This is a genomic window from Gammaproteobacteria bacterium, assembly GCA_016705365.1.
GTDB lineage: Bacteria > Pseudomonadota > Gammaproteobacteria > Pseudomonadales > UBA5518 > UBA5518.
Genome location: JADIYI010000008.1, coordinates 1,571,988 through 1,593,637, shown reverse-complemented (window position 1 = coordinate 1,593,637; position 21,650 = coordinate 1,571,988). Strand labels below are relative to the sequence as shown.

At 63.3% G+C, this 21,650-nt stretch carries 16 protein-coding genes; 7 read left to right on the top strand and 9 right to left on the bottom strand.

Annotated elements, in window-relative coordinates:
• Nucleotides 1-148: 148 nt before the first annotated feature.
• Nucleotides 149-835 carry a lytic transglycosylase domain-containing protein gene (locus IPF49_14925; protein MBK6288900.1) on the top strand — a complete coding sequence of 229 codons (687 nt, stop codon included), beginning with the start codon at nucleotides 149-151 and terminating at the stop codon, nucleotides 833-835.
• 93 nt (nucleotides 836-928) lie between these two features.
• On the opposite strand, the gene lpdA is transcribed toward IPF49_14925, so the two are convergent.
• The 3 genes from lpdA to aceE are packed head-to-tail and all read right to left on the bottom strand — an operon-like array spanning nucleotide 929 to nucleotide 6,795.
• A complete protein-coding gene (gene lpdA / locus IPF49_14920) occupies nucleotides 929-2,716 on the bottom strand; it encodes a dihydrolipoyl dehydrogenase (protein ID MBK6288899.1) in 1,788 nt (595 codons plus the stop codon).
• A gap of 6 nt (nucleotides 2,717-2,722) precedes the next feature.
• Nucleotides 2,723-4,003 (bottom strand): 2-oxo acid dehydrogenase subunit E2, encoded by a 1,281-nt coding sequence (locus IPF49_14915; protein MBK6288898.1) that lies wholly within the window; start codon nucleotides 4,001-4,003, stop codon nucleotides 2,723-2,725.
• Nucleotides 4,004-4,026: 23 nt separating this feature from the next.
• Nucleotides 4,027-6,795 (bottom strand): pyruvate dehydrogenase (acetyl-transferring), homodimeric type, encoded by a 2,769-nt coding sequence (aceE, locus tag IPF49_14910; GenBank protein MBK6288897.1) that lies wholly within the window; start codon nucleotides 6,793-6,795, stop codon nucleotides 4,027-4,029.
• 252 nt (nucleotides 6,796-7,047) lie between these two features.
• Here aceE and IPF49_14905 point away from each other — a divergent pair, with 252 nt between their 5' ends.
• From IPF49_14905 to acnA, 3 genes are read left to right on the top strand one after another with little or no spacing between them, the layout of a single operon-like run.
• On the top strand, nucleotides 7,048-7,407 hold the full coding sequence (locus IPF49_14905) for a carboxymuconolactone decarboxylase family protein (GenBank protein ID MBK6288896.1): 360 nt from the start codon (nucleotides 7,048-7,050) through the stop codon (nucleotides 7,405-7,407).
• A gap of 44 nt (nucleotides 7,408-7,451) precedes the next feature.
• Nucleotides 7,452-7,889, top strand: a complete 438-nt coding sequence (locus IPF49_14900; protein ID MBK6288895.1) for a DUF488 domain-containing protein — start codon at nucleotides 7,452-7,454, stop codon at nucleotides 7,887-7,889.
• A 43-nt stretch (nucleotides 7,890-7,932) separates the two neighbouring features.
• A complete protein-coding gene (gene acnA, locus IPF49_14895) occupies nucleotides 7,933-10,647 on the top strand; it encodes an aconitate hydratase AcnA (GenBank protein MBK6288894.1) in 2,715 nt (904 codons plus the stop codon).
• A gap of 44 nt (nucleotides 10,648-10,691) precedes the next feature.
• On the opposite strand, the gene IPF49_14890 is transcribed toward acnA, so the two are convergent.
• On the bottom strand, nucleotides 10,692-12,203 hold the full coding sequence (locus IPF49_14890; protein MBK6288893.1) for an amidase: 1,512 nt from the start codon (nucleotides 12,201-12,203) through the stop codon (nucleotides 10,692-10,694).
• Between the two features lie 170 nt (nucleotides 12,204-12,373).
• On the bottom strand, nucleotides 12,374-15,823 hold the full coding sequence (locus tag IPF49_14885) for a methylmalonyl-CoA mutase family protein (protein ID MBK6288892.1): 3,450 nt from the start codon (nucleotides 15,821-15,823) through the stop codon (nucleotides 12,374-12,376).
• 180 nt (nucleotides 15,824-16,003) lie between these two features.
• Here IPF49_14885 and IPF49_14880 point away from each other — a divergent pair, with 180 nt between their 5' ends.
• Both IPF49_14880 and IPF49_14875 read left to right on the top strand, forming a co-directional pair.
• Nucleotides 16,004-16,777 (top strand): FadR family transcriptional regulator, encoded by a 774-nt coding sequence (locus IPF49_14880; protein ID MBK6288891.1) that lies wholly within the window; start codon nucleotides 16,004-16,006, stop codon nucleotides 16,775-16,777.
• Nucleotides 16,778-16,836: 59 nt separating this feature from the next.
• Nucleotides 16,837-17,850: an AI-2E family transporter gene (locus IPF49_14875; GenBank protein ID MBK6288890.1), complete on the top strand. Its 1,014-nt coding sequence runs from the start codon at nucleotides 16,837-16,839 to the stop codon at nucleotides 17,848-17,850.
• 43 nt (nucleotides 17,851-17,893) lie between these two features.
• Here IPF49_14875 and IPF49_14870 read toward each other — a convergent pair whose 3' ends face one another.
• Nucleotides 17,894-18,910, bottom strand: a complete 1,017-nt coding sequence (locus IPF49_14870; GenBank protein MBK6288889.1) for an LLM class F420-dependent oxidoreductase — start codon at nucleotides 18,908-18,910, stop codon at nucleotides 17,894-17,896.
• Nucleotides 18,911-19,107: 197 nt separating this feature from the next.
• Between IPF49_14870 and IPF49_14865 the strand changes: the two genes are divergently transcribed.
• Entirely contained in the window at nucleotides 19,108-19,560 is a 453-nt protein-coding gene (locus tag IPF49_14865; GenBank protein MBK6288888.1) for a nuclear transport factor 2 family protein, read from the top strand.
• Here the strand turns inward: IPF49_14865 and IPF49_14860 are convergent.
• The 3 genes from IPF49_14860 to IPF49_14850 are packed head-to-tail and all read right to left on the bottom strand — an operon-like array spanning nucleotide 19,557 to nucleotide 21,611.
• Complete coding sequence (locus IPF49_14860) at nucleotides 19,557-19,946, bottom strand: c-type cytochrome (protein ID MBK6288887.1); 390 nt, start codon at nucleotides 19,944-19,946, stop codon at nucleotides 19,557-19,559. The genes IPF49_14865 and IPF49_14860 overlap by 4 nt on opposite strands.
• Complete coding sequence (locus IPF49_14855) at nucleotides 19,943-21,469, bottom strand: FAD-dependent oxidoreductase (protein MBK6288886.1); 1,527 nt, start codon at nucleotides 21,467-21,469, stop codon at nucleotides 19,943-19,945. The genes IPF49_14860 and IPF49_14855 overlap by 4 nt, the downstream gene beginning before the upstream one ends.
• Before the next feature lie 4 nt (nucleotides 21,470-21,473).
• The gene (locus IPF49_14850; protein ID MBK6288885.1) at nucleotides 21,474-21,611 is read right to left on the bottom strand and encodes a hypothetical protein; all 138 of its coding nucleotides are present in this window, start codon (nucleotides 21,609-21,611) and stop codon (nucleotides 21,474-21,476) included.
• Between the last annotated feature and the right edge of the window lie 39 nt (nucleotides 21,612-21,650).

Genomic DNA, 21,650 nt, shown 5'->3' with positions numbered 1-21,650 from the left:
ATCTGCCGTTGCCGAGCGGCGTGGGCTTCATGATCGCAGACCGCGGAGCCCAGGCACGCGATTGTGCACCATCTCGCGCCACAGCGGCCTAACTTGAACTACGCTTGGTGTTGCGTATGCTGTAGCCACCAAAGCGACGTTCCATGCCATGATCGAAGCCAGGTCACCGATACATGCACTCCGGCGCCAGCGCGTGGGACTCGTGTTCCTGTGCGCAATACTGGCGAAGAGCGCCCTGGCTGGCGAATCCGGGAAAAGCAACAGTTTTGGCAATGTCGACGACAGCGCCCCGCTTTACCGGGTCTTCACTTACCGGCAGGCCAACGGAATACCGGCATTCACCGACAAGGTGCCGGCCAGCCAGCATTACGAGGTCATGGAATTTTCCTGCTACGCCTGCAATCCGAATTCCAGGATCGACTGGAGCGCCACGCGCCTGTTCACGCAGGAATACACCACACCGATCAGCATCGCGGCCAAGGCAAACGGCATCGATCCGGCACTGATCCGCGCGGTGATCCACGCGGAGTCCGGATTCAATCCCAATGCCCGCTCGCCCAAGGGCGCGATGGGTCTGATGCAGTTGATGCCAGGAACCGCCAGCGACATGGGCGTCAGCGACCCCGGCGCCGTGCAACAGAATATCCAGGGCGGCGTGAAATACCTGGCACTACTGCTCGATCAATACCATGGCGATGTCACGCTCGCCACCGCCGCCTACAATGCAGGCCCCGCCAATGTCGACAAATACCGGGGGGTGCCACCGTTCGCGGAAACCCAAACCTATGTGAAGCGTGTGAAACTGCTGCTCGAGCGCTACAAGGCGCAGGGCTGAACTACAGCGCCTGGCGGACGGGCTCCGGCAGTTGGCCCTTACGGACCGGCCCATCGTCTCCAGGCGGAGCCTGACCCCCGGTACCCCAGCGGATTACTTCTTCTTCGGCAGATACAGATCGACCAGCGTACCTTCGAAGGCCTCTGCCGCGAAGGCAACGGTTTCCGACAGCGTCGGGTGCGGATGGATGGTGAGCCCGATATCGGCGGCATCACAGCCCATCTCGATAGCCAGCGCGACTTCGGAAATGAGGTCCCCGGCATGCGGACCGACGATGCCGGCACCGATCACCCGGCGCGTCTTGGTGTCGAACAGCAGCTTGGTCATACCCTCATCGCGATTGAAGCCAAGCGCCCGGCCGCTGGCAGCCCAGGGAAACTGGCCCTTGCCATAGTCGATACCCGCGGCCTTCGCTTCGGTTTCCGTCATGCCCGCCCAGGCGATTTCCGGATCGGTATAGGCTACCGAGGGGATGACCCGCGCATCGAACGCGGCCTTGTGGCCCGCAGCCACTTCAGCTGCCACCCGGCCCTCGTGATTGGCCTTGTGCGCCAGCATCGGCTGGCCGACGATATCACCGACCGCGAAGATATGCGGCAGATTGGTCCGCATCTGCTTGTCGACCGGTATGAAGCCGCGCTGATCCACCACGATCCCGGCCCTTTCCGCTGACAGGCGCTTGCCGTTCGGCGTACGGCCCACCGCCATCAATACCTGATCATAGGTTTCAGTCGCTGATGTCCTGCCTTCAAAGCTGACCTGCAGCCCTTCGGCTACCGGCACGATCCTGGTGACCTTCGTGCCGGTCATGATCTGTGCATAACGCTTGGCGATACGCCGCTGCAGCGGGCGCACCAGATCCGGATCACAGCCGGGCATGAGGCTGTCGGTGAGCTCGACCACCGATATTTTTGTACCGAGTGCGCTGTAGACGCTCGCCATTTCCAGCCCGATTATCCCGCCACCGACAACCAGCATGGTCGTCGGTACGCTGCGCAGGTCCAGCGCACCGGTGGAATCGATGATGCGCGGATCCTCCGGGAATCCCGGCAGACGCACGCACTCGGAACCCGCCGCGATGATGCACTGGCGGAAGGCGATGACCGTGCGCTGCTCGCCATCGATGACTTCCAGATGGTGCGGCGACAGGAAGCTGCCGGTACCGCGCACGATATCGACGTTGCGCTGTTTGGCCAGCGTCGCCAGCCCGTCGGTGAGTTTGTGGACGATGCGTTCCTTCCAGGCGCGCAGCGCGGCCAGGTCGATCTCCGGCTCCGCAAAGCGCAGCCCACAGTCGGCCATGCCTTCGACGTCGTCGATGACTTTTGCTGCATGCAGCAGCGCCTTTGACGGGATACAGCCGACGTTCAGGCAGACGCCGCCGAGCGTGGCCCAGCGTTCGACCAGCGTGACTTCGAGGCCGAGATCGGCGGCACGGAACGCGGCCGGGTAACCACCCGGACCGGCACCAAGTACCAGCAGGTCGGCTTCGAGATCGACCGGGCCACTGTAAGTCGCAACGCTATCCGGTATCTCCTCTGCGCGGGGTGTTGGCGCGGCGGGCGCCGGGTTCATGCTGCTGCCGGAGGGAGCGGAAGGAGGAGTCGGCGGGGTGCTGGCCGGCGCGCTGGCTGGCACGGCCGCCTCGCCTTCCAGCCTGAGGATCAGTTGCCGTTCCGAGACCCGGTCGCCCTGGTGCACCAGCAGTTCCTTGACAACGCCAGCGGCACTCGATGGCACTTCCATCACGGCCTTGTCGGTTTCGATGGTGATCAGCGTGCCTTCCGCCTTGACGGTGTCGCCGACTGCAACATGCACCTCGATGATCTCGACGTCCTTGACGTCGCCGAGATCGGGAACCTTGACCTCGATCACTGCCATTGCCGCTCAATCCACCAGCAGGCGACCCACGTCGCCCAGCAGACCGACGAGGAAGGTCGAGAAACGGGCACCCGTCGCGCCGTCGATGACACGATGATCGTAGGCCAGCGACAGCGGCAACAGCAGACGCGGCACGACCCTGTCATTCGCCCAGACCGGTTTGACGCTCGCACGCCCGACGCCGAGGATCGCCACCTCCGGCGCATTGATGATCGGACTGAAGTGCGTACCGCCGATACCGCCCAGGCTTGATATCGTGAAGGTAGCGCCCTGCATCTCGTTCGCCGCGAGCTTGCCGTTACGTGCCTTTTCACTCTGTGTGCCAAGCTCGCGCGCGATGGTGAAGAGGTCTTTCTGGTCGGCATCGCGGATCACCGGCACCACCAGACCCTGCGGCGTATCCGCGGCAAAGCCGATGTGCCAGTATTTCTTGTGCACCAGGCCGCTGCCGTCTTCGGTCAGCGAACTATTGCAGTCCGGAAATTCCTTCAGCGCCAGTACGGCTGCACGGATGAAGAAGGCCAGCGGTGTGAGCTTGACACCCGCCGCCGTGGCCTTTTTCTTGAGCGCCTTGCGCAACTCCTCGAGTGCGGTGATGTCGGCTTCATCCTGCTGCGTGACATGCGGAATGTTGAGCCATGCCGCCTGCAGCCGTGGACCGGAGATCTTGCGTACCCGTGACAGCGGCCTGACTTCGACCGGGCCAAACTTCGCAAAGTCCACCACCGGAACCTTCGCCAGCGTCGGGCCCGTGCTGATCGCACCGCTCAGCACCGACTTCACGAACAGCTTGACGTCGTCGAGCAGCGCCCGCCCCTTCTGCCCGGAGCCTTTGACCTGACCGAGATCGACGCCGAGTTCGCGGGCAAATTTGCGTACCGAAGGACTGGCATGGGCACGTGCGAAACCGGGCTCATCGATCGGCGGCAAGACCGGTGCGGATGCCGGCCGCTCCGGCGCAGGACGCGCTGGCGGCGGCACTGCGGGCGCTTCCGTCTGCACGGCAGCGGGGGCCGCGGCTTTCTCCGCCGGCGCCTCGGCTGCGGTCTCGTCCGCCTCCAGAAACGCGATCAGGTCACCGGTGGACACACGGTCACCCTGGGCAACTTTCAACTCGAGGAGCGTACCGGCAACCGGCGACGGAACTTCCATTGCGGCCTTGTCGGTCTCCAGCACGATCAGCGTCTGCTCGGCACGCACCTGATCGCCCGGTTTGACCACGAGTTCTACGATCTCGACGCTCTTGAAGTCGCCGAGATCCGGGACTCTGATCTCACGTCGTGCCATGATTCACTCTCGAGCCGGGAAAATCAGACAGTCACAGGATTCGGTTTGGCCGGATCGATGCCGAGCGTCGCAATCGCTTTCACGACTGTGGCCGTATCGATACTGCCTTCGTCGGCAAGCGCCTTGAGCGCAGCGATCACGATATAACTGGAATCCACCTCGAAGAAGTCGCGCAGCGCCGACCGGCAATCACTGCGGCCAAAGCCGTCCGTACCGAGCACCACATAGCGACCGGGAATCCACGGCCGGATCTGGTCGGCAACGATGCGCATATAATCGGTGGCCGCTATGCAGGGTCCAGCCGTCATGGCCAGATTGCCTGCTACAAAGGACTGCCGCGGAGTCTCTGCGGGATGCAGCATGTTCCAGCGCTCGCAATCGATTCCATCGCGCCGCAATTCACTGAAACTGGTCACGCTCCAGACATCGGAGGACACCTGGAAGTCTTTCTCGAGCATCTCGGCTGCGGCGATCACCTCCCGCAGGATGGTGCCGGAACCCATCAACTGCACCTGGAGCTTTTTCCGGGCTCCACTGCGCAGCCGGTACATGCCGCGCAGGATGCCTTCCCCAACGCCCTCGGGCAGCGCAGGCTGCGGGTAGTTTTCGTTCATGACGGTGATGTAGTAGAAGACTCGCTCCTGCTCCTCGTACATCCGCCTCATGCCATCCTGGATGATCACCGCGAGCTCGTAGCCGTAAGCCGGATCGTACGCCACACAGTTGGGGATAGTGGATGCGGCCAGATGGCTGTGCCCGTCCTGGTGCTGCAGACCTTCACCGGCGAGCGTGGTGCGCCCTGCGGTCGCGCCAAGCAGGAAGCCCTTGGCCTGCATGTCGCCCGCCGCCCAGATGAAATCGCCGATGCGCTGGAAACCGAACATCGAATAGTAGATGTAGAACGGAATCATGTACACGCCATGATTCGCATAGGCCGTTGCCGCCGCGAGCCACGAGCAGAAGGCACCGGCTTCGTTGATGCCCTCCTGAAGGATCTGTCCCTCCTTGTCTTCGCGGTAGTACATGAGCTGCTCGGAATCCTGCGGCGTATAGAGTTGCCCTACCGAGGAATAGATGCCGATCTGCCGGAACAGGCCTTCCATGCCGAAGGTACGTGCTTCGTCGGGTACGATCGGCACGACATACTGGCCGATGACCGGATCGCGCAACAGGCTGCTGAGCAGGCGGACGAAGACCATTGTGGTCGATGCGGCGCGGTCCCCACTGCCTTCGAGCTGGGTCTTGAACAGATCGAGCCCGGGCACGATGAGCGGATCGATCCTGCCCTTGCGCGCCGGGATATAGCCACCGAGCTGTTTGCGACGCTCCTGCAGATAGCGCATCTCCTCGCTGTCCGGTGCCGGCCGGTAGAACGGAAGCTTGTCGATATCGGCGTCCGAAATCGGGAGATGGAAACGGTCGCGCAGCGCCTTCAGGTCATCGATGTCGAGTTTCTTGGTCTGGTGCGCCGTCATGCGTCCTTCGCCCGCCCCACCCAGACCATAGCCCTTGGTGGTCTTCGCCAGAATCACCACCGGGCGACCGTCCTGCTTGATGGCGCGCGCATAAGCGGCATACACCTTGACCGCATCGAGACCGCCGCGATTGAGGCGCCAGATCTCGTCATCCGTCATGTGGGCAACCATGGCCTTCAACTCGGGATATTTGCTGAAAAAGTGCTCGCGCGTATAGGCGCCGCCCTCCGCCTTGAAATTCTGGTATTCGCCGTCCACGGCTTCTTCCATGCGTCGACGCAAAAAGCCGCGATGGTCTTCCGCCAGCAGCGGATCCCAGCGCGAGCCCCACAGCACCTTGATGACCGCCCAGCCGGCACCGCGAAACGCTGCTTCGAGTTCCTGGATGATCTTGCCGCTACCCCGCACCGGACCATCGAGACGCTGCAGGTTGCAGTTGATCACGAAGATCAGGTTGTCGAGTTTCTCGCGTACCGGCATCGTGATCGCGCCCATCGCCTCGGGCTCGTCCATCTCGCCATCGCCGAGAAAACACCACACCTTGCGTCCACTGGTATCGACCAGGCCGCGATGCTCCAGATACTTCATGAAGCGGGCCTGATAGATGCCCATCATCGGGCCCAGACCCATCGACACGGTCGGGAACTGCCAGAAGTCCGGCATCAGCCAGGGATGTGGATAGGAAGAAAGCCCCTGGCCCTTGCCGGTAACTTCCTGTCGGAAATGGTCGAGCTGCTCTTCGCTCAGCCGGCCTTCGAGATAGGCACGGGCATAGATTCCGGGTGAAGAATGGCCCTGTATGTAGATCAGGTCACCACCACCCTCGGCATTGGCCGCCCGCCAGAAGTGATTGAAACCAACCTCATACAGGGTGGTTGCCGAGGCATAGGTTGCAATGTGGCCACCATATTCGGTGCTCCGTCGATTGGCCTGCACAACCATGGCCATCGCATTCCAGCGCAGATAGGCCTCGATCCGCCGCTCGATGGCGCGATCACCGGGATACTCGGGCTGCAGCCAGAGCGGAATCGTGTTCAGGTAGGCGGTATTGGGACGAAACGGCAGATAGGCACCGGAGCGCCGTGCGTGATCGACCATGTGGTTGAGGAGGAACTGCGCACGCTCCGCGCCATGTACACGCAGCACGGAATCAATCGACTCGATCCATTCATGAGTCTCCTCTGGATCGAAATCATCGGGCTGGATACTCTGGTTGACTGAATCCGACACGGTGGCTCCGCTGACGTTGCGCGACTCGCCCCATATTGGGGGCTGAATGGACAATCGCTGAGCTGGTGGAAAACCGATGATGGGCATTTCGTGAGAGCGGGTCAAGTCACTTTAAACGAGAGTCCTCTCTCCAAACCGTGTACGTCTTTCTGCGCGCGTCTTGTTGCCTTGCCTCATCAGGTACCGTCGAGTAAGGTATCCCGCATGTTCCGATTATTCTTGATTGGCTCTACGTCTATCAGGGAAGGCCTGCACTGCGAACTCGCGTTTGAGCGCGCGCTGGCCGCAAGCGCCTGAGCCTCACCACAGCTCTTCCTACCGTCCGGCAAGGAGCGTTTCATGGACAAGCACATATACCCCGAAGCATCGAGAGAGCTGTATCAACAGCGCCAGCAGCTAGCGCCTGCTGCGGCGGCGGCATTCAAGGCTTTCGGCGAAGCCGTTTTCGCCGATGGCGCACTGCCTGGCAAGACGAAGGAATTGATCGCCATCGCGGTCGCTCATGTCACCCAATGTCCGTATTGCATTCGCGGCCATACCGCGAGCGCCTTGCGCAAGGGTGCGACGCAGCAGGAAGTGATGGAGGCAATCTGGGTCGCCGCCGAAATGCGTGCGGGCGCGGCTTATGCTCACTCCAACCTCGCACTCGACACGATGAATCAGGTGGCGGCCAAACAACCGGGCGCTCAGCCGGCCTGAAGCCATTGTGCGCTGCCTGCGTTACGTCATCCCGGAGTGAATCGGTGAGCACGCGAATCGCCGCTGGCAACATCAAACTCAAGCGTGCCTACGAGCCGGCCAGCGCGCAGGACGGCACCCGGGTGCTCGTCGATCGGCTCTGGCCGCGCGGGGTGGGCAAGGACGCCGCGGCGCTGGATCTGTGGCTGAAGGAACTGGCCCCGAGCACCGGGTTGAGGAAGTGGTTCGGTCACGATCCGGCACGCTGGGCCGAGTTTCAGGTGCGCTACGCACAAGAGGTGCGCGAACATCCGCAACTGCTGGCGCAGCTGCGTGAGCTGGCGCGCAAGGGCCCGGTCACCCTGGTCTTTTCCGCCCGCGACGAGGTACACAACGATGCCGTCGTGTTGCGCCAGCTGTTGCTGGGGCGGGCAGCACCCGGCGAGCGCGGCGAACACGCAGGGCCGCGTGCGCGAAGAGGAAGAGACAGGGCCGTTTCATGAGCGCAGAATGACCTGTATCTGAACGTCGACAACGGATCCCGCCATGAATACGCTCGACAGCATCGCAACACTGAAAACGACGTCGGGAAGTGCTCGCTACATGAGCCTTGACCGGCTGGCCGCGCAGACCGGCGCCGACGTCGCACGCTTGCCGCACACGGTCAAGATCCTGCTCGAGAACATCGCGCGCCGCGCCGGCGGTCGTGACGTGTCGCAGGCCGACGTCGAATCTCTGGCGCGCTGGCCGAATGGTGGCGCTGCGTCGCTCGCGTTCATGCCGGCGCGGGTGCTGATGCAGGACTTCACCGGTGTGCCGGCCGTGGTCGACCTGGCCGCAATGCGCAGCGCGGTGGCTCGCGCTGGCGGCGACCCGAAGCGCGTCAACCCGTTCGTCCCGGTCGACCTCGTGATCGACCACTCGGTGCAGGTCGATCGTTTCGGCAACAACGATGCCTACGCCATCAACCTCGAATGGGAATACAAGCGCAACCGCGAACGCTATGCGCTGCTCAACTGGGCGCAGCAGGCCTTCGAGGGTTTTCGCGTGGTGCCACCCGGCATGGGCATCTGCCATCAGGTCAACCTCGAACACCTCGGCCATGTCGTCATCGAGCGCGACGGCTGGCTCTTTCCCGACACGCTCGTCGGCACCGATTCGCACACGCCGATGATCAATGGTCTCGGCGTGCTGGGCTGGGGAGTCGGCGGCATCGAGGCCGAAGCGGCAATGCTCGGCCAGCCGATGTTCCTGCCCAAGCCCGTCGTGGTGGGCGTGCGCACACGCGGGCAACTGCCACCGGGCACCACCGCGACCGACCTCGTGCTGACCTTGACGCAGATGCTCAGGGCGCACGGTGTCGTCGGCAAGTTCGTCGAGTTCTTCGGCCCGGGTTTGAGCAGCCTCTCCATTGCCGACCGCGCGACCTTGTCGAACATGTCGCCCGAGGGCGGCGCCACAGCGACGCTGTTCCCGGTCGATGCCAACACCCTGAAGTACCTGCAACTGACCGGGCGCGGCGCAAGCGTCGAGCGGGTCGAGCGCTACACCCGCGAACAAGGCCTGTTCCGGACCGACGACGACGCCGAACCGGACTTCAGCGAGGTACTCGACCTGGATCTGAGCAGGATCGAACCGAGCATGGCCGGCCCGAAACGGCCGCAGGACCGTGTCACGCTGGCCGGTGTCGCACAGTCGTTCAAGTCCGGCATCAGCGGCGCCGCAGCCGCACCAATTCCCAAACTCATTTCCCGACTCGACAACGAAAGCGACACCGAAGCGGCCAATGTTCTGCAAGCACCACCGGAGCGATTGCGCGAGCCTGACGCCGCCACGGCGCTGACCCATGGCTCCGTGGTCATCGCCGCGATCACCAGCTGTACCAACACCTCGAACCCTTCGGTGATGATCGCCGCGGGTTTGCTGGCGAAAAAGGCGGTCGAAGCCGGCCTGCGATCGCGGCCGTGGGTGAAGACCTCGCTGGCGCCGGGTTCGCGCGTCGTCACTGACTATCTGAACAAGGCCGGTCTGATGCCGTATCTGGAACAGCTGGGCTTCAACCTGGTGGGTTACGGCTGCACCACCTGTATCGGCAATTCCGGCCCTTTGCCGGAAGAAGTGGCCAGGACTGTCACCGACAACGACTTGGCAGTGGCCGCGGTGCTGTCGGGTAATCGCAACTATGAGGGCCGCATCCACGCCCAGGTGAAAGCCAGTTATCTGGCCTCACCGCCGCTGGTGGTCGCCTGCGCGCTCACCGGCACGGTACTGTGCGACTTGTCCAAAGACCCTTTGGGCCAGGACCAGAACGGCAAACCGGTGTTCCTGAAGGATGTCTGGCCGAGCGCCGCGGAAGTCGAAGCGCTGGTTGCCTCATCGGTGGCCTCGGAACAGTTCGATGCGGAATACGGTCGTATTTTCGAGGGCGACGACAAGTGGAAGAGCATGCCGGCGCCTACCGGCACCCTGTTCGAGTGGGCGGCGGATTCGACCTATGTCCGCGAGCCGCCATTCTTCATCGATTTTGCAGGCGAACCGGCAGCGCTGGCCGATATCGAAGACGCCCGGGCGCTGGCCGTGCTGGGCGACTCGATCACCACTGATCACATCTCGCCGGCCGGTGCGATCGGCGCCGATTCACCCGCCGGCAAGTACCTGGTCGAGCATGGCGTGCAGCGTGCCGGGTTCAACAGTTACGGCTCGCGGCGCGGTAACCACGAAATCATGATGCGCGGCACGTTTGCCAACATTCGCCTGCACAACGAGATGGTTCCCGGCACCGAAGGGCCGTGGACGGTGCATGTGCCCAGCGGCGAGAAGATGAGCATCTACGACGCCGCGATGCGCTACCAGAACGAGGGCACGCCGCTGGTGGTGATTGCCGGGCGCGAATACGGCTCGGGCAGTTCGCGCGACTGGGCCGCCAAGGGCTCGGCACTGCTGGGCATCAAGGCGATCATCGCCGGGAGCTACGAACGCATTCACCGCAGCAACCTGGTGTGCATGGGCGTGGTGCCGTTGCAATTCAAGGATGGCTACTCGGCGAAGTCGCTGGCGTTGAACGGCAGCGAGACGTTCACGATCACCGGCCTCGCTGAGGGTATCGAGCCGGGGCAGGTCGCCAGGGTAGCCGTCACCCGGCAAGACGGGACACAGACAACATTCGATGCAATCGTCAGGATCGATGCCCCGGCCGAGGTGGAGTACTTCCGCCATGGCGGTATCCTGCAGATGGTGCTGCGCCAACTGCTGACGACCTGAACATCGCGCCCATGGATTGGGCTCGATCGTTCCCTCCCCGGCAATCAGCCGGGCGCATGCTTGTCGAACCAGGGACTTGCCTGTTCGAGTTGGCCGGCCAGCTGGAACAGGACATGCTCCTCGCCATAGCGGCCCGCGAACATCACTCCGACCGGCAGCCCCTCGGGTGTCCAGTGCAGTGGCACCGACATCGCGGGTTGACCGGTTGCGTTGTAGAGCATGGTGAAGGCCGAAGCGCTGATCACTTCCTTCTCGTACGATTCGTTGGGCTGGTTCAGGCTCATCCTGCCGACCTGCACCGGCGGCGCGGCCAACGTGGGCGACAGCAGCACATCGTGGTTCTGCTGCAGCAGCGCGATGTCCCGCGCGATGCTCTCGACACCAACTAACGCAGCGTGAAGTTGCTCGGCGGTGTTCGAGCGCGCCGCCTGATAGCGTTGCCAGATGATCGGCTCCAGGTCGTTCTCGGTCACCGTGCGCCCGAGTTCGCGCTCCCTGCTGCTGACGCGTTCCACGAGGCCGGCAGCCATGATCGGGCCGTAGGCCGCAAAGAACACGCGCGGATCCAGTGGCAGCTCGATTTCCTCCACGTGGTGCCCCAGTTGCTCGCACAGCCTGGCTGCATTCGCGGCGGCCTTGCGGCATTCGGGATCGACCGGGCTGTGCGTGACGGGTGTACCGATCATCCCGATACGCAGCGCCGCCGGCGCGCGACCTGCAAACTCCAGGTAGCTGCCGACGATGGCCGGCGCGATCAGGGTTTGACCCGGTTCCGGTCCACAGACCGCATCCAGCAGTGCGGCGCTGTCGCGTACGCTGCGCGAAACCGCGTGGATCACGCTCATCGTCGATGAGAGTTCTTTGGGGCCGTGCGGCACCCGTCCGCGGCTGGGCTTCATGCCGAACAGACCGCAACACGAGGCGGGAATGCGAATCGACCCGCCACCATCGGTGGCGTTCGCGAGCGGCAGGACGCCTGCGGCAACCGCGGCGGCCGAACCGCCCGAGGAGCCACCCGGCGTATATTTCAGATTCCAGGGATTGCGCGTATCACCAAACAGGATCGACTCGGTGCAGGGTGTGCCGCCGAACTCGGGACTCGCGGTCTTGCCGAAAATCACCAGTCCGGCTTTCTGGTAGCGCTCGACGACGGTGCTGGTGTAATCCATGACCGCGTCCCTGTAGAAACGCGAACCATTGGTGGTCACCGTTCCCGCCAGTGCCATGCCCAGATCCTTGAGCAGGAACGGCACGCCGGCGAAGGGTCCCGCGGGCAGGCCTGCCGCGACGCTTTCCCGGGCACGCTCGTAGAGCTTCTCGACGATGCAGTTGAGCGAGGGATTGACCGCCTCGGCGCGCGCGATCGCGATCTCCAGCAGCTCGCGCGGTGTGATCTGACCCGATCGAACCAGTTTGGCCAGCGCCAGCGCATCGTGCTTGCGGTATTCCGTCGCGCTCATCGCCTGAGCCGCGCTCATTGCGGCCAACGGCGTGGCAAGCGCGGCGGCGGCCACCACGGTGTTTCTGATCAGGGTGCGGCGATCGATGGTTGACATGGTTTCCTGCGACTCCTGGAGGAACTGAATTCTTGCAGCCGCCGGACGCGGAGCTGACGGCACAGGCTGGCAGAAAATGATTGCACTCACAAGTTACGCGTCGACCACCAGTGGCGTACAACCCGTTGCTGCGGTCAATCGCTGCACGGGATCGCGGGAATCACCCGCTGCTACATGTTGCGCCGGTAGATCCCCCCGACTTCGTACAACGCGCCCGAGATCTGCCCCAGCGAGCAGGTCTTCACCGCTTCCATCAACTCGGCGAAGGTGTTGCCGCGCTGCTCGGCAACACGTTGCAGAGCCGCTACCGCATCCGGGGTTTCCGCGCCATGACGATCCTGGAAATGCGCCAGGTGATCGATCTGCATCTGCTTCTCCTGCGCCGAGGAGCGCATCAGTTCGCGCACCGTCATGGTTTCCTCCTGCCCCGCCGCAGGCAGGTAGGTGTTCACCCCGATCAGCGGCAGGCTGCCGTCGTGCTTCCGGCTCTCGTAGTACATGCTCTCGTCCTGGATCTTGCCGCGCTGGTACATGGTATCCATCGCGCCGAGCACGCCGCCACGCTCGGAAATGCGCTCGAACTCGGCGTATACCGCCTCCTCCACCAGGTCGGTCAGTTCCTCGACGATGAACGAGCCCTGCCACGGGTTCTCGCAGAAATTCAGCCCCAGCTCGCGGTTGATCACCAGCTGGATCGCCACCGCGCGCCGCACGCTCTCCTCGGTCGGCGTGGTGATCGCCTCGTCATAGGCGTTGGTGTGCAGGCTGTTGCAGTTGTCGAAGATCGCGTACAGCGCCTGCAGCGTCGTGCGGATGTCGTTGAAGCTCATTTCCTGTGCGTGCAGGCTGCGCCCGGAGGTCTGGATATGGTATTTGAGCATCTGGCTGCGCTCGCTGGCACCGTAGCGTTCCTTCATCGCGCGCGCCCATATGCGGCGCGCCACGCGCCCGATCACGCTGTACTCGGGGTCCATGCCGTTGCTGAAAAAGAAGCTCAGGTTCGGTGCGAAATCGTCGATCTGCATGCCCCGCGAAAGGTAGTACTCCACCAGGGTGAATCCGTTCGACAAGGTGAACGCAAGCTGCGAGATCGGGTTCGCGCCGGCCTCGGCGATGTGATATCCGCTGATCGAGACGCTGTAGTAATTGCGCACCCCGTTGCGGATAAAGAACTCCTGCACATCGCCCATCATTTTCATCGCAAAACCGGTCGAGAAGATGCAGGTGTTCTGCGCCTGGTCCTCTTTCAGGATGTCGGCCTGCACCGTGCCACGCACGCTTGTCAGGGTCTGCTTGCGGATGCGCGCATAGGTCTCGGCATCGACCACCTTGTCACCCGCAATGCCGAGCAGACCGAGACCGAGCCCGTCATTGCCTTCCGGCAGCGGACCTTCATAGTGCGGGCGTGTACGTCCGGCAAAATACGCATCGATCTTCGGCTGCGCGGCGTCCCAGCCGCCGCTCTGCCTGAGATGCTTCTCGACCTGCTGATCGATCGCCGCGTTCATGAAGAACGCGAGGATGATCGGTGCCGGACCATTGATGGTCATCGATACCGAGGTGGCGGGATCGCACAGATCGAAACCCGAGTAGAGTTTCTTGATATCGTCCACGGTGGCAATCGATACCCCGCTGTTGCCGACCTTGCCGTAGATATCGGGCCGCACCGCCGGGTCCTCACCGTAGAGCGTGACCGAATCAAAAGCCGTCGACAGGCGGTTGGCCGGCTGTCCCCGCGAGACGTAGTGAAAGCGCCGGTTGGTGCGCTCCGGCGTGCCCTCGCCGGCGAACATGCGGGTCGGATCCTCGCCTTCGCGACGGTACGGAAACACGCCGGCCGTATAGGGGTAGTATCCCGGCAGGTTCTCCTTGAGCAGGAACACCAGCAGCTCGCCCCAGCCGGTGTAGCGCGGGGCACCGATCTTGGGGATCTTCAGGCGACTCAGGCTCTCGCGGTAGTTGTCGCCGCGAATCTCGCGGCCGCGCACGCTGTAGCTGTACTCGTCGCTGCGAATCCCCTCGAGCCGTGCCGGCCACTCGCGCAGCAGCTTCAGCGATTGCGCCTCGAGCTCGTCGATGGTTGACTGGTAGCGCTGACGGATGGTGCGCAGGCTGTTGTCGGCGCTCGCCTCGGTCAACGCATCGGGTGCAAATCCCGCAAGCGCCGCCGGCAGCAGCGGATCACCGAGTTCGCGCAGTGTTTCGTGCAGGTGCTGCGCCCGGTCGGCGAGCGCGGCCTGGGTCAGCGCGGCGGCATTGACGCCACGTCCTTCCTCGGCGATTTCCGCCAGGTAACGCACCCGGTTGCCCGGTATCAGCGCCACCGATTTGGGTTCGCGCAGCGTGGTATCGATGGCCGGGGTCCAGCGAGCGGCATCGAGCTCGAGCTTTTGCACCAGCTGCGCGCACAGATTGTGGAACACCCAATTCACCCCGGGGTCGTTGAACTGGCTGGCGATGGTCGGATAGACGGGAATTTCCTCGTCCCTGGCGCCGAACGCGTTGTGGTTGCGCCGCCACTGCTTGCGCACATCGCGCAGCGCATCCTCGGCACCACGCTTGTCGAACTTGTTCAGCACGATCAGGTCGGCGAAATCGATCATGTCGATCTTCTCGAGCTGGCTCGCCGCACCGTACTCGCTGGTCATTACGTAGACCGAGAAATCGACCAGGTCCACGATCTCCGAATCGCTCTGACCGATGCCCGCCGTTTCGATGATCACCATGTCGAAGCCGAGCGACTTCAGGAACAGGCTCACGTCGCCGAGCATCTCGCTGGTCGCCAGATGCTGGCGCCGCGTCGCCATCGAGCGCATGTAGATACGCGCCGAATCGAGACTGTTCATGCGGATACGATCCCCGAGCAGCGCACCACCCGTGCGCCGGCGGGTCGGATCCACGGCGAGCACCGCCATGCGCCGATCCGGGAAAAAGCGCAGCAGCCGGGACAGCAACTCGTCGGTGACGCTGCTCTTGCCGGCGCCACCGGTGCCGGTGATGCCGATCACCGGCACCTGGGCGGCGCGCAAGGTCCATTCCTTGCGCATCCGGGCGAGTTCCGCCTCGCCGAACAATCCTTCCTCGATCGCGGAAACCATCTGTGCGACCGCGATCTCGTCATCGATGCACACGCTGTCGGGATATACCGTCGGGATACGTTGTTCCGCGGTGCGCTGCACGAGGTCCTCGATCATGCCGAGCAATCCCATGTGCATGCCGTCGCGCGGATGGTAGATACGCTCGACACCGTAGGCCTGCAGTTCGTCGATTTCCTCCGGTGTGATGGTTCCGCCGCCGCCGCCGAACACGCGGATATGCGGTGCGCCCAGTTCGCGCAGCATGTCGACCATGTAGCGGAAGAACTCCATGTGCCCGCCCTGGTAGGAGCTGATCGCGATGCCATCGGCGTCCTCCTGCAACGCCGCGCGCACGATTTCGCGCACGCCGCGGTTGTGACCGAGGTGAATCACTTCGCTCCCCTGCGCCTGGATCAGGCGACGCATCACGTTGATCGCCGCGTCATGCCCGTCGAACAGCGACGCAGCCGTCACGAAGCGCAGGGGCTTGGTATTTGGACGTGGTTCTTCGCCCGGATTGCGGTTCGGTACGGTCGACGACATGTGCTGAGCCCCCGTGAGTGCTGAATGCGGATTGACACGACCACCAATGCGCTGCGCGCCTGCGGATGCCATGAGTTGATCTGAACCAATATTGACCTATTGTCCGACAATATGTCAATATGGTCAGTATATGGAAACACAGGCTGTTACGCCCTGCCCTCCGGGTCAACTGGAAATACCATGTCCGAGAACCTTGCTTACAGCTTCAGCCCGCTCAAACGCCCGCCGGCCTACCAGGTGGTCAGCGAAAAGATGCGCGAGGCGATTCTCGCCGGACGCATCCAGGCCGGCGACCTGCTGCCCACCGAAACCGAGTTGGCCGAGCAGTTCGGCGTCACCCGCTCCACGGTGCGCGAGGCGATCCGCCTGCTCGAGCAGAGCGGCCTGCTGGGGCGCGCCGGGCGCAAGCGACTCGCCGTGCGCCTGCCTACGCTGGAATCCGCCTCGCGCTCGATCAGCGCCGCACTGCAGATGCACCGGGTCACCTTCAAGGACTTGTGGGAGGTGTCGATGGGCCTCGAACCGCTGGCTGCGCGCCTCGCCTGCGCCACCATCGACGACACCCACAAGCTGCTGCTGGCAAAGAATCTCGAGCGCACCCGCGCGGCCCTGGATGATGACGAGGAGCTGCTCGAGGCGGAAATCGAGTTTCATGACCTGGTCGCGCACGCGACCCGCAACCATGCGCTGCTGCTGGCGCGCCAGCCGCTGAACCAGCTGTTCTATCCGGCCTATCGCCCGGTCATCGAAGGCCTGAAGCCGGGCAAGCGTATTCTCGAATCGCACCAGCGTATCCATGACGCGATCCTCGCCGACGATCCGGATACCGCCGCGCGCTGGGCCGAGAAACACATGCTGGATTTCCGCCGTGGGATCCTGATGGCAAAACTCGATTTCGAGGGACCCGTGAGCCCGCTGGAGGATCTCGGAATGCGCGCCAACCGCCTGTCCTGAGCATTATGTCGGCTTGCACTTGACGCCGGGGCGAGCCGCGCGCCAAGCTGCCGGCCGCCATGAACAAATCCGCATTTTCCCGCATCGATCTCGTCACCTGCCTGCTGTTCGGAGCGGCACTGCTGTTGCTGCTGTACCTGGAATTGCTGCCCTCGCTGATTGCCGGGTTGCTGGTCTACGCGCTGGTGAACATGATGGTGCCGCTGCTGCGCGCACCGGCGCTGGATCACCAGGGCGCGCGCCTGGTCGCGGTGACGCTGATCGCCATGGTCGTGATCACGATCATCGTGCTGGCCGGGGTCGGGCTGGCCACATTCCTGCGCCACAGTGGCGAAAGCCTGCCGGTACTGATCCAGCGCATGGCGGAGATCATCGAGAATTCACGGGCCCGCCTGCCGCCGTGGGCTGTCGCCTACATCCCGGCCGATGCCGACGCGTTGCGCAAGGCCGCCGTGGTCTGGCTGCAGGAAAACACGCACACCTTCCAGGTGGCGGGAACCGGTATCGGCCGGGCGCTGGCACACATCCTGATCGGCATGGTCATCGGCGGCTTGCTGTCGCTGGAGGCCGCGATCGTTCATACCGAATCGGCGCCGTTGTCGAGTTCGATTGCCAACCGCGCGCTGCGCCTCGGCAATGCGTTCCGCCGCGTGGTGTTCGCGCAGATCTGGATTTCCTCGATCAACACGCTGTTCACGGCGCTCTACCTGGCGCTTGTATTGCCGCTGTTCGGGGTCAATCTGCCCTTCACCAAGACCCTGATCCTGATCACATTCGTGGTCGGCCTGATCCCGATTCTCGGCAACCTGATCTCGAATACCGTGATCTGCGTGGTGAGTCTCAGCCAATCCCTGTTCGTGGCGCTGGGTGCGCTGTTCTACCTGATGGCGATCCACAAACTGGAATATTTTCTCAATGCCCGCATCGTTGGCGGTCATATCCAGGCGCGGGCCTGGGAACTGCTGCTGGCAATGCTGGTAATGGAGGCCGCGTTCGGCGTTCCCGGCCTGATCGCCGCGCCAATCTATTACGCCTATATAAAGGACGAACTGGGCGATCGCGGCCTGATCTGATCCGGGTAGCGGCCGCGTCTTCAGTCCGACCGAAACCCGCGAATCACAGCAGTTCCTTGGCCAGGAACTCCATGTTCGACACCGTGAGATCGAAATCCGAGCTGTGACCGATCAACAGCGAGCTGACCCGGGTTTTCTTCCAGTCCTGCAGCCGCTCGCGTATCCGCCCCCTGGAGCCGAGCAGCGAGATCTCGTCGACCAGCGCATCGGGCACCGCATCGACCGCCTCCTGCTGGCGTCCGCCGAGGAACAGCTCCTGTATGCGCGTTGCCTCCTCGGCATAACCCATGCGACCGAGCAGGTTCTGGTGGAAGTTCATGTCCTTGGCTCCCATGCCGCCGAGATACAGCGCCATGGTCCATTTGCCCGGCACCAGTGCCTGCTGCAGATCGTCGTTGATGCTCATGGTGACCATCGCGGCGATCTCGAAATCCGCCTTCGCAGCCTGCAGGCTCTCGTCGAAAATATCCATCTTGTAGGGCGAACAGAATATCGGCAGCCAGCCGTCGAATCTCTGCGCGGCGAGTTCGACATTCTTCGCTCCCTCGGCACCCAGCACCACCGGTATGGTCTTGCGCAGCGGGTGGGTGATGCTCTTCAGCGGTTTGCCGAGCCCAAGACCATTGCTGCACGGCAGATCGTATTGCTTGCCGTGAAACTCGAGCGGCTTCTCGCGCGCAACCACGGTGCGGAAGATCTCCAGCCATTCGCGGGTGCGTTCGAGCGGCCGGGTGAAGGGCTGCCCGTACCAGCCCTCCACGACTTGCGGTCCGGACACGCCCACGCCGAGCACCAGTCTGCCGTTGGAAAGATGATCAAGAGTGAGCGCGGTCATCGCCGCGCAGGTCGGGGTGCGCGCGGACAGTTGCATCACCCCGGTTCCCAGGCGGATCCTGCTGGTACAGGCGGCAATCGCCGCCAGCGGCGTGAAGCAATCCGAGCCGTAGGCCTCGGCGGTCCACACCGAATCGAAACCGAGACTCTCCGCCACCTGCGCCAGTTCGATGAAGCGTGGGGTAGGGCCTTTCTGCCAATAGCCGAGTTGCAGACCGAGTTTCATGTACGGCTCCCGTGCGAGGATTGTCCAGACTTGCGGAGTATAAACCCGCACTCCAATGCAAACAGTGACTGCAGGCATCCGCGCACATTGGCCAAACCGATCATCGCCCGGCTTGCCGATCGGTAACTTGTGCTGCCATGGGCCGGAGTCCTACCCTGCCTGCGATCCGAATACCATTGTTCACCAAAGAGCACCGCATGGCACTGGCAGGCAACAACAAGGATCTGGTTTCACGTTTCTGGAGCGAGGTCTACGAGAACCGCGACTATGATCGCGTGGGCAAGTTCTTTGCCGAAGATGGCGTATACGAGGACGTTGCGATTCCCGATTCCGCCGCGCACGGACCTGCGGCGGTTGCCAAGCGGCTGCGCATCGGCCACGAGCCGGTGGAGCGCTTCACCCACGCCATCCATCGCATGGTTGCCGAAGGCAATACGGTGATGACCGAGCATACCGAAACCTGGCATTTTCATAGCGGCGAAATCGTCGCGCTGCCGTTCGTGTCGGTGATGGAAATCAGGGATGGCATGATCGCGCTGTGGCGCGATTATTCGGACATGAACACCTTGCTGTCCAAGGCCCCGCAATGGTGGCTCGAACACATCATGAAATTCTCGGTCGCCGACTTCAACACGGACCAAGGCGCCTAGCGTGCCTCGGTGAACAGCGCCAGGTAGGCAATCAGATCGGCGCGCGCCTGCGGGTCGGGCACCCCCAGGGACATCATGGTGGTTCCCGGCAGGAAGCCCGAGGGATTGGCCAGCCACGCATCGAGGTACTCGGGCGACCACACCAGCCCGGACGCCCGGAGTGCTGCGGAGTAATACGCGAAACCTTCCTGCGCGCCGGCACGCTGCCCGAAAATATTCCACAACGAGGGGCCGTTCTGATGACCGGCTCCCTTGTCGGGGTAATGACAGGTGCGGCAAGCACCGAATACCACGCGCCCGCGCTCGACGTCTCCGGTGAGCGGCTCCGCGAGGCACTGTGCGCCGTACAGCAACAGGGACACGAAAAACAGTTTCCTGGCATTCATGATTTCTGCTCCCGCGCTGCATGCCGCCCCGCCCGGCGGCCGAAAAACGTGCAATCGCCGATCGACACGCCACTCGCCATGTACGGCGCGCTCGGCATGCCCGCGCTGGTGCGTCCCGCGGCGTACAACCCCGGAATACTGGCACCAAAGGCATCGAGCACCTGGCCATCGAGCGTGGTTTCGAGGCCCCCGAAAGTGTGGGCGACACAGAAAGCATTGCGTATCGACAGATCATAGAGCCGCAACGGCGGCTTGATCAGCGGCGCCAGGTATTTGGGGTGCTTGTGCCACAGCGGATCTTCGCCGCGCACCGCCGCCTCGTTGTAATAGGCCAGCGTCTGGCTCAACGCACCGGGTGCGAAGCCACCCTTTTGCTCGAGCTCTTCAGGCGTGGTGGCCTCGGCCAGCAGCGGCATGCGGAAATCTCCCGCGTCATAACTGCTGTCGGCATCGCACACCAGCCAGGCCTGGCCGTGCTGCGCGAAGGCGGTCTCGTGACCGGCATACGCGTAGTAGGAATCTTCCGGCAGAAATCGCTGCGCGGCGCGGTTGACGATGATGCCACGCAGCAAACGCTCCGGCGGATACACCGGGAGAATCACGAAACCCTGGTCCATGCGCAGCGCCGCGGCGCCGACTCCCATGCCCATGCGGATGCCGATTCCGAGATCACCGGCACTGGCCCACGGCGTGGAGCAATCATGAAGCTCGGGTGCGTAACGGCGCAGCATCTCGCGGTTGTGGATGAATCCGCCGCAGGCCAGCACCACTGCGCGCCGCGCCCTGACGGACTTCGGAACTTCAGCCTCGGTGATCAGCATGCCGCTGATGCGGCCATCACCCTCGCGGATCAGGCGCTCGCAGGAAACGCCGCCCAGGATGCGCGCACCGGCACTCGCGGCGGCCGGAATCAGCGCTTCCATCAGTGCCCTCCCGCCGGTATGACCCATCACCGAGGGCACATGTCCGCGCGGTGCCGGACGGGCGATATCGCGCCACGGATATGCCAGTTCGCTACCCGAGTAATAGAGAGAAGCGTCATCGAACGGGAGTTCCTTGTACTCGCTGTATTTCTGCGCGTAATGCACCCCGTGATCGACCAGCCACTGGAAATGTTCCAGGCTGTGTTCGCAATACAGCGCGATCTTGTCGAGTGCCGGATGCAGCGAGCCCGCTGCCACCATGAAATCGTGCATCGCCTCGACGCTGTCATCGAAGCCGAGCGCCTTCTGCAATGGCGTGCCGCCACCGAGATAACAGACGCCACCGGACATTGCCGAGGAACCGCCGGTCCCGCTGAGCCGCTCCAGCACCAGCACCTCGGCACCGGCGGCACGCGCCTCGATGGCCGCGCAGATTCCCGCCGCACCCGAACCCGCGATCACCACATCCGCGCTGTAATCCCATTGGCGGACCTCGGCACGATCGACCGCTTGTCGGGAGTCGCAGCCCGCTGCGGTCGCGATGGTGCCAAGACCAAGCCCGGCGACGAACCTGCGCCGCGAAACCAGTTGTTTAGCCATCTTTTTATTCCGCGAGAAGCGACAAAAGTATGCGGCGCAAACGCAGCAGGTAGCGCCGGACATCAAAGGTCCCGGGCTCCAGCACCGCCTCGATCACGTAACCGCTCAGCATGCAGTGCACCACGTTAATCGCTTCCTGCATCACGCCATCCGGGTCGAACTGGCCGCGGCAAAGCCGCCT

What these genes read in the sequence shown, in the direction of transcription:
- aceE (MBK6288897.1), bottom strand. Translation starts at nt 6,795, where the DNA reads ATGCCCATCATCGGTTTTCCACCAGCTCAGCGATTGTCCATTCAGCCC.
- IPF49_14880 (MBK6288891.1), top strand. Translation starts at nt 16,004, where the DNA reads ATGTCCGAGAACCTTGCTTACAGCTTCAGCCCGCTCAAACGCCCGCCG.
- lpdA (MBK6288899.1), bottom strand. Translation starts at nt 2,716, where the DNA reads ATGGCAGTGATCGAGGTCAAGGTTCCCGATCTCGGCGACGTCAAGGAC.
- IPF49_14865 (MBK6288888.1), top strand. Translation starts at nt 19,108, where the DNA reads ATGGCACTGGCAGGCAACAACAAGGATCTGGTTTCACGTTTCTGGAGC.
- IPF49_14905 (MBK6288896.1), top strand. Translation starts at nt 7,048, where the DNA reads ATGGACAAGCACATATACCCCGAAGCATCGAGAGAGCTGTATCAACAG.
- IPF49_14870 (MBK6288889.1), bottom strand. Translation starts at nt 18,910, where the DNA reads ATGAAACTCGGTCTGCAACTCGGCTATTGGCAGAAAGGCCCTACCCCA.
- IPF49_14860 (MBK6288887.1), bottom strand. Translation starts at nt 19,946, where the DNA reads ATGAATGCCAGGAAACTGTTTTTCGTGTCCCTGTTGCTGTACGGCGCA.
- IPF49_14850 (MBK6288885.1), bottom strand. Translation starts at nt 21,611, where the DNA reads ATGCAGGAAGCGATTAACGTGGTGCACTGCATGCTGAGCGGTTACGTG.
- IPF49_14855 (MBK6288886.1), bottom strand. Translation starts at nt 21,469, where the DNA reads ATGGCTAAACAACTGGTTTCGCGGCGCAGGTTCGTCGCCGGGCTTGGT.
- acnA (MBK6288894.1), top strand. Translation starts at nt 7,933, where the DNA reads ATGAATACGCTCGACAGCATCGCAACACTGAAAACGACGTCGGGAAGT.
- IPF49_14925 (MBK6288900.1), top strand. Translation starts at nt 149, where the DNA reads ATGATCGAAGCCAGGTCACCGATACATGCACTCCGGCGCCAGCGCGTG.
- IPF49_14915 (MBK6288898.1), bottom strand. Translation starts at nt 4,003, where the DNA reads ATGGCACGACGTGAGATCAGAGTCCCGGATCTCGGCGACTTCAAGAGC.
- IPF49_14885 (MBK6288892.1), bottom strand. Translation starts at nt 15,823, where the DNA reads ATGTCGTCGACCGTACCGAACCGCAATCCGGGCGAAGAACCACGTCCA.
- IPF49_14890 (MBK6288893.1), bottom strand. Translation starts at nt 12,203, where the DNA reads ATGTCAACCATCGATCGCCGCACCCTGATCAGAAACACCGTGGTGGCC.
- IPF49_14875 (MBK6288890.1), top strand. Translation starts at nt 16,837, where the DNA reads ATGAACAAATCCGCATTTTCCCGCATCGATCTCGTCACCTGCCTGCTG.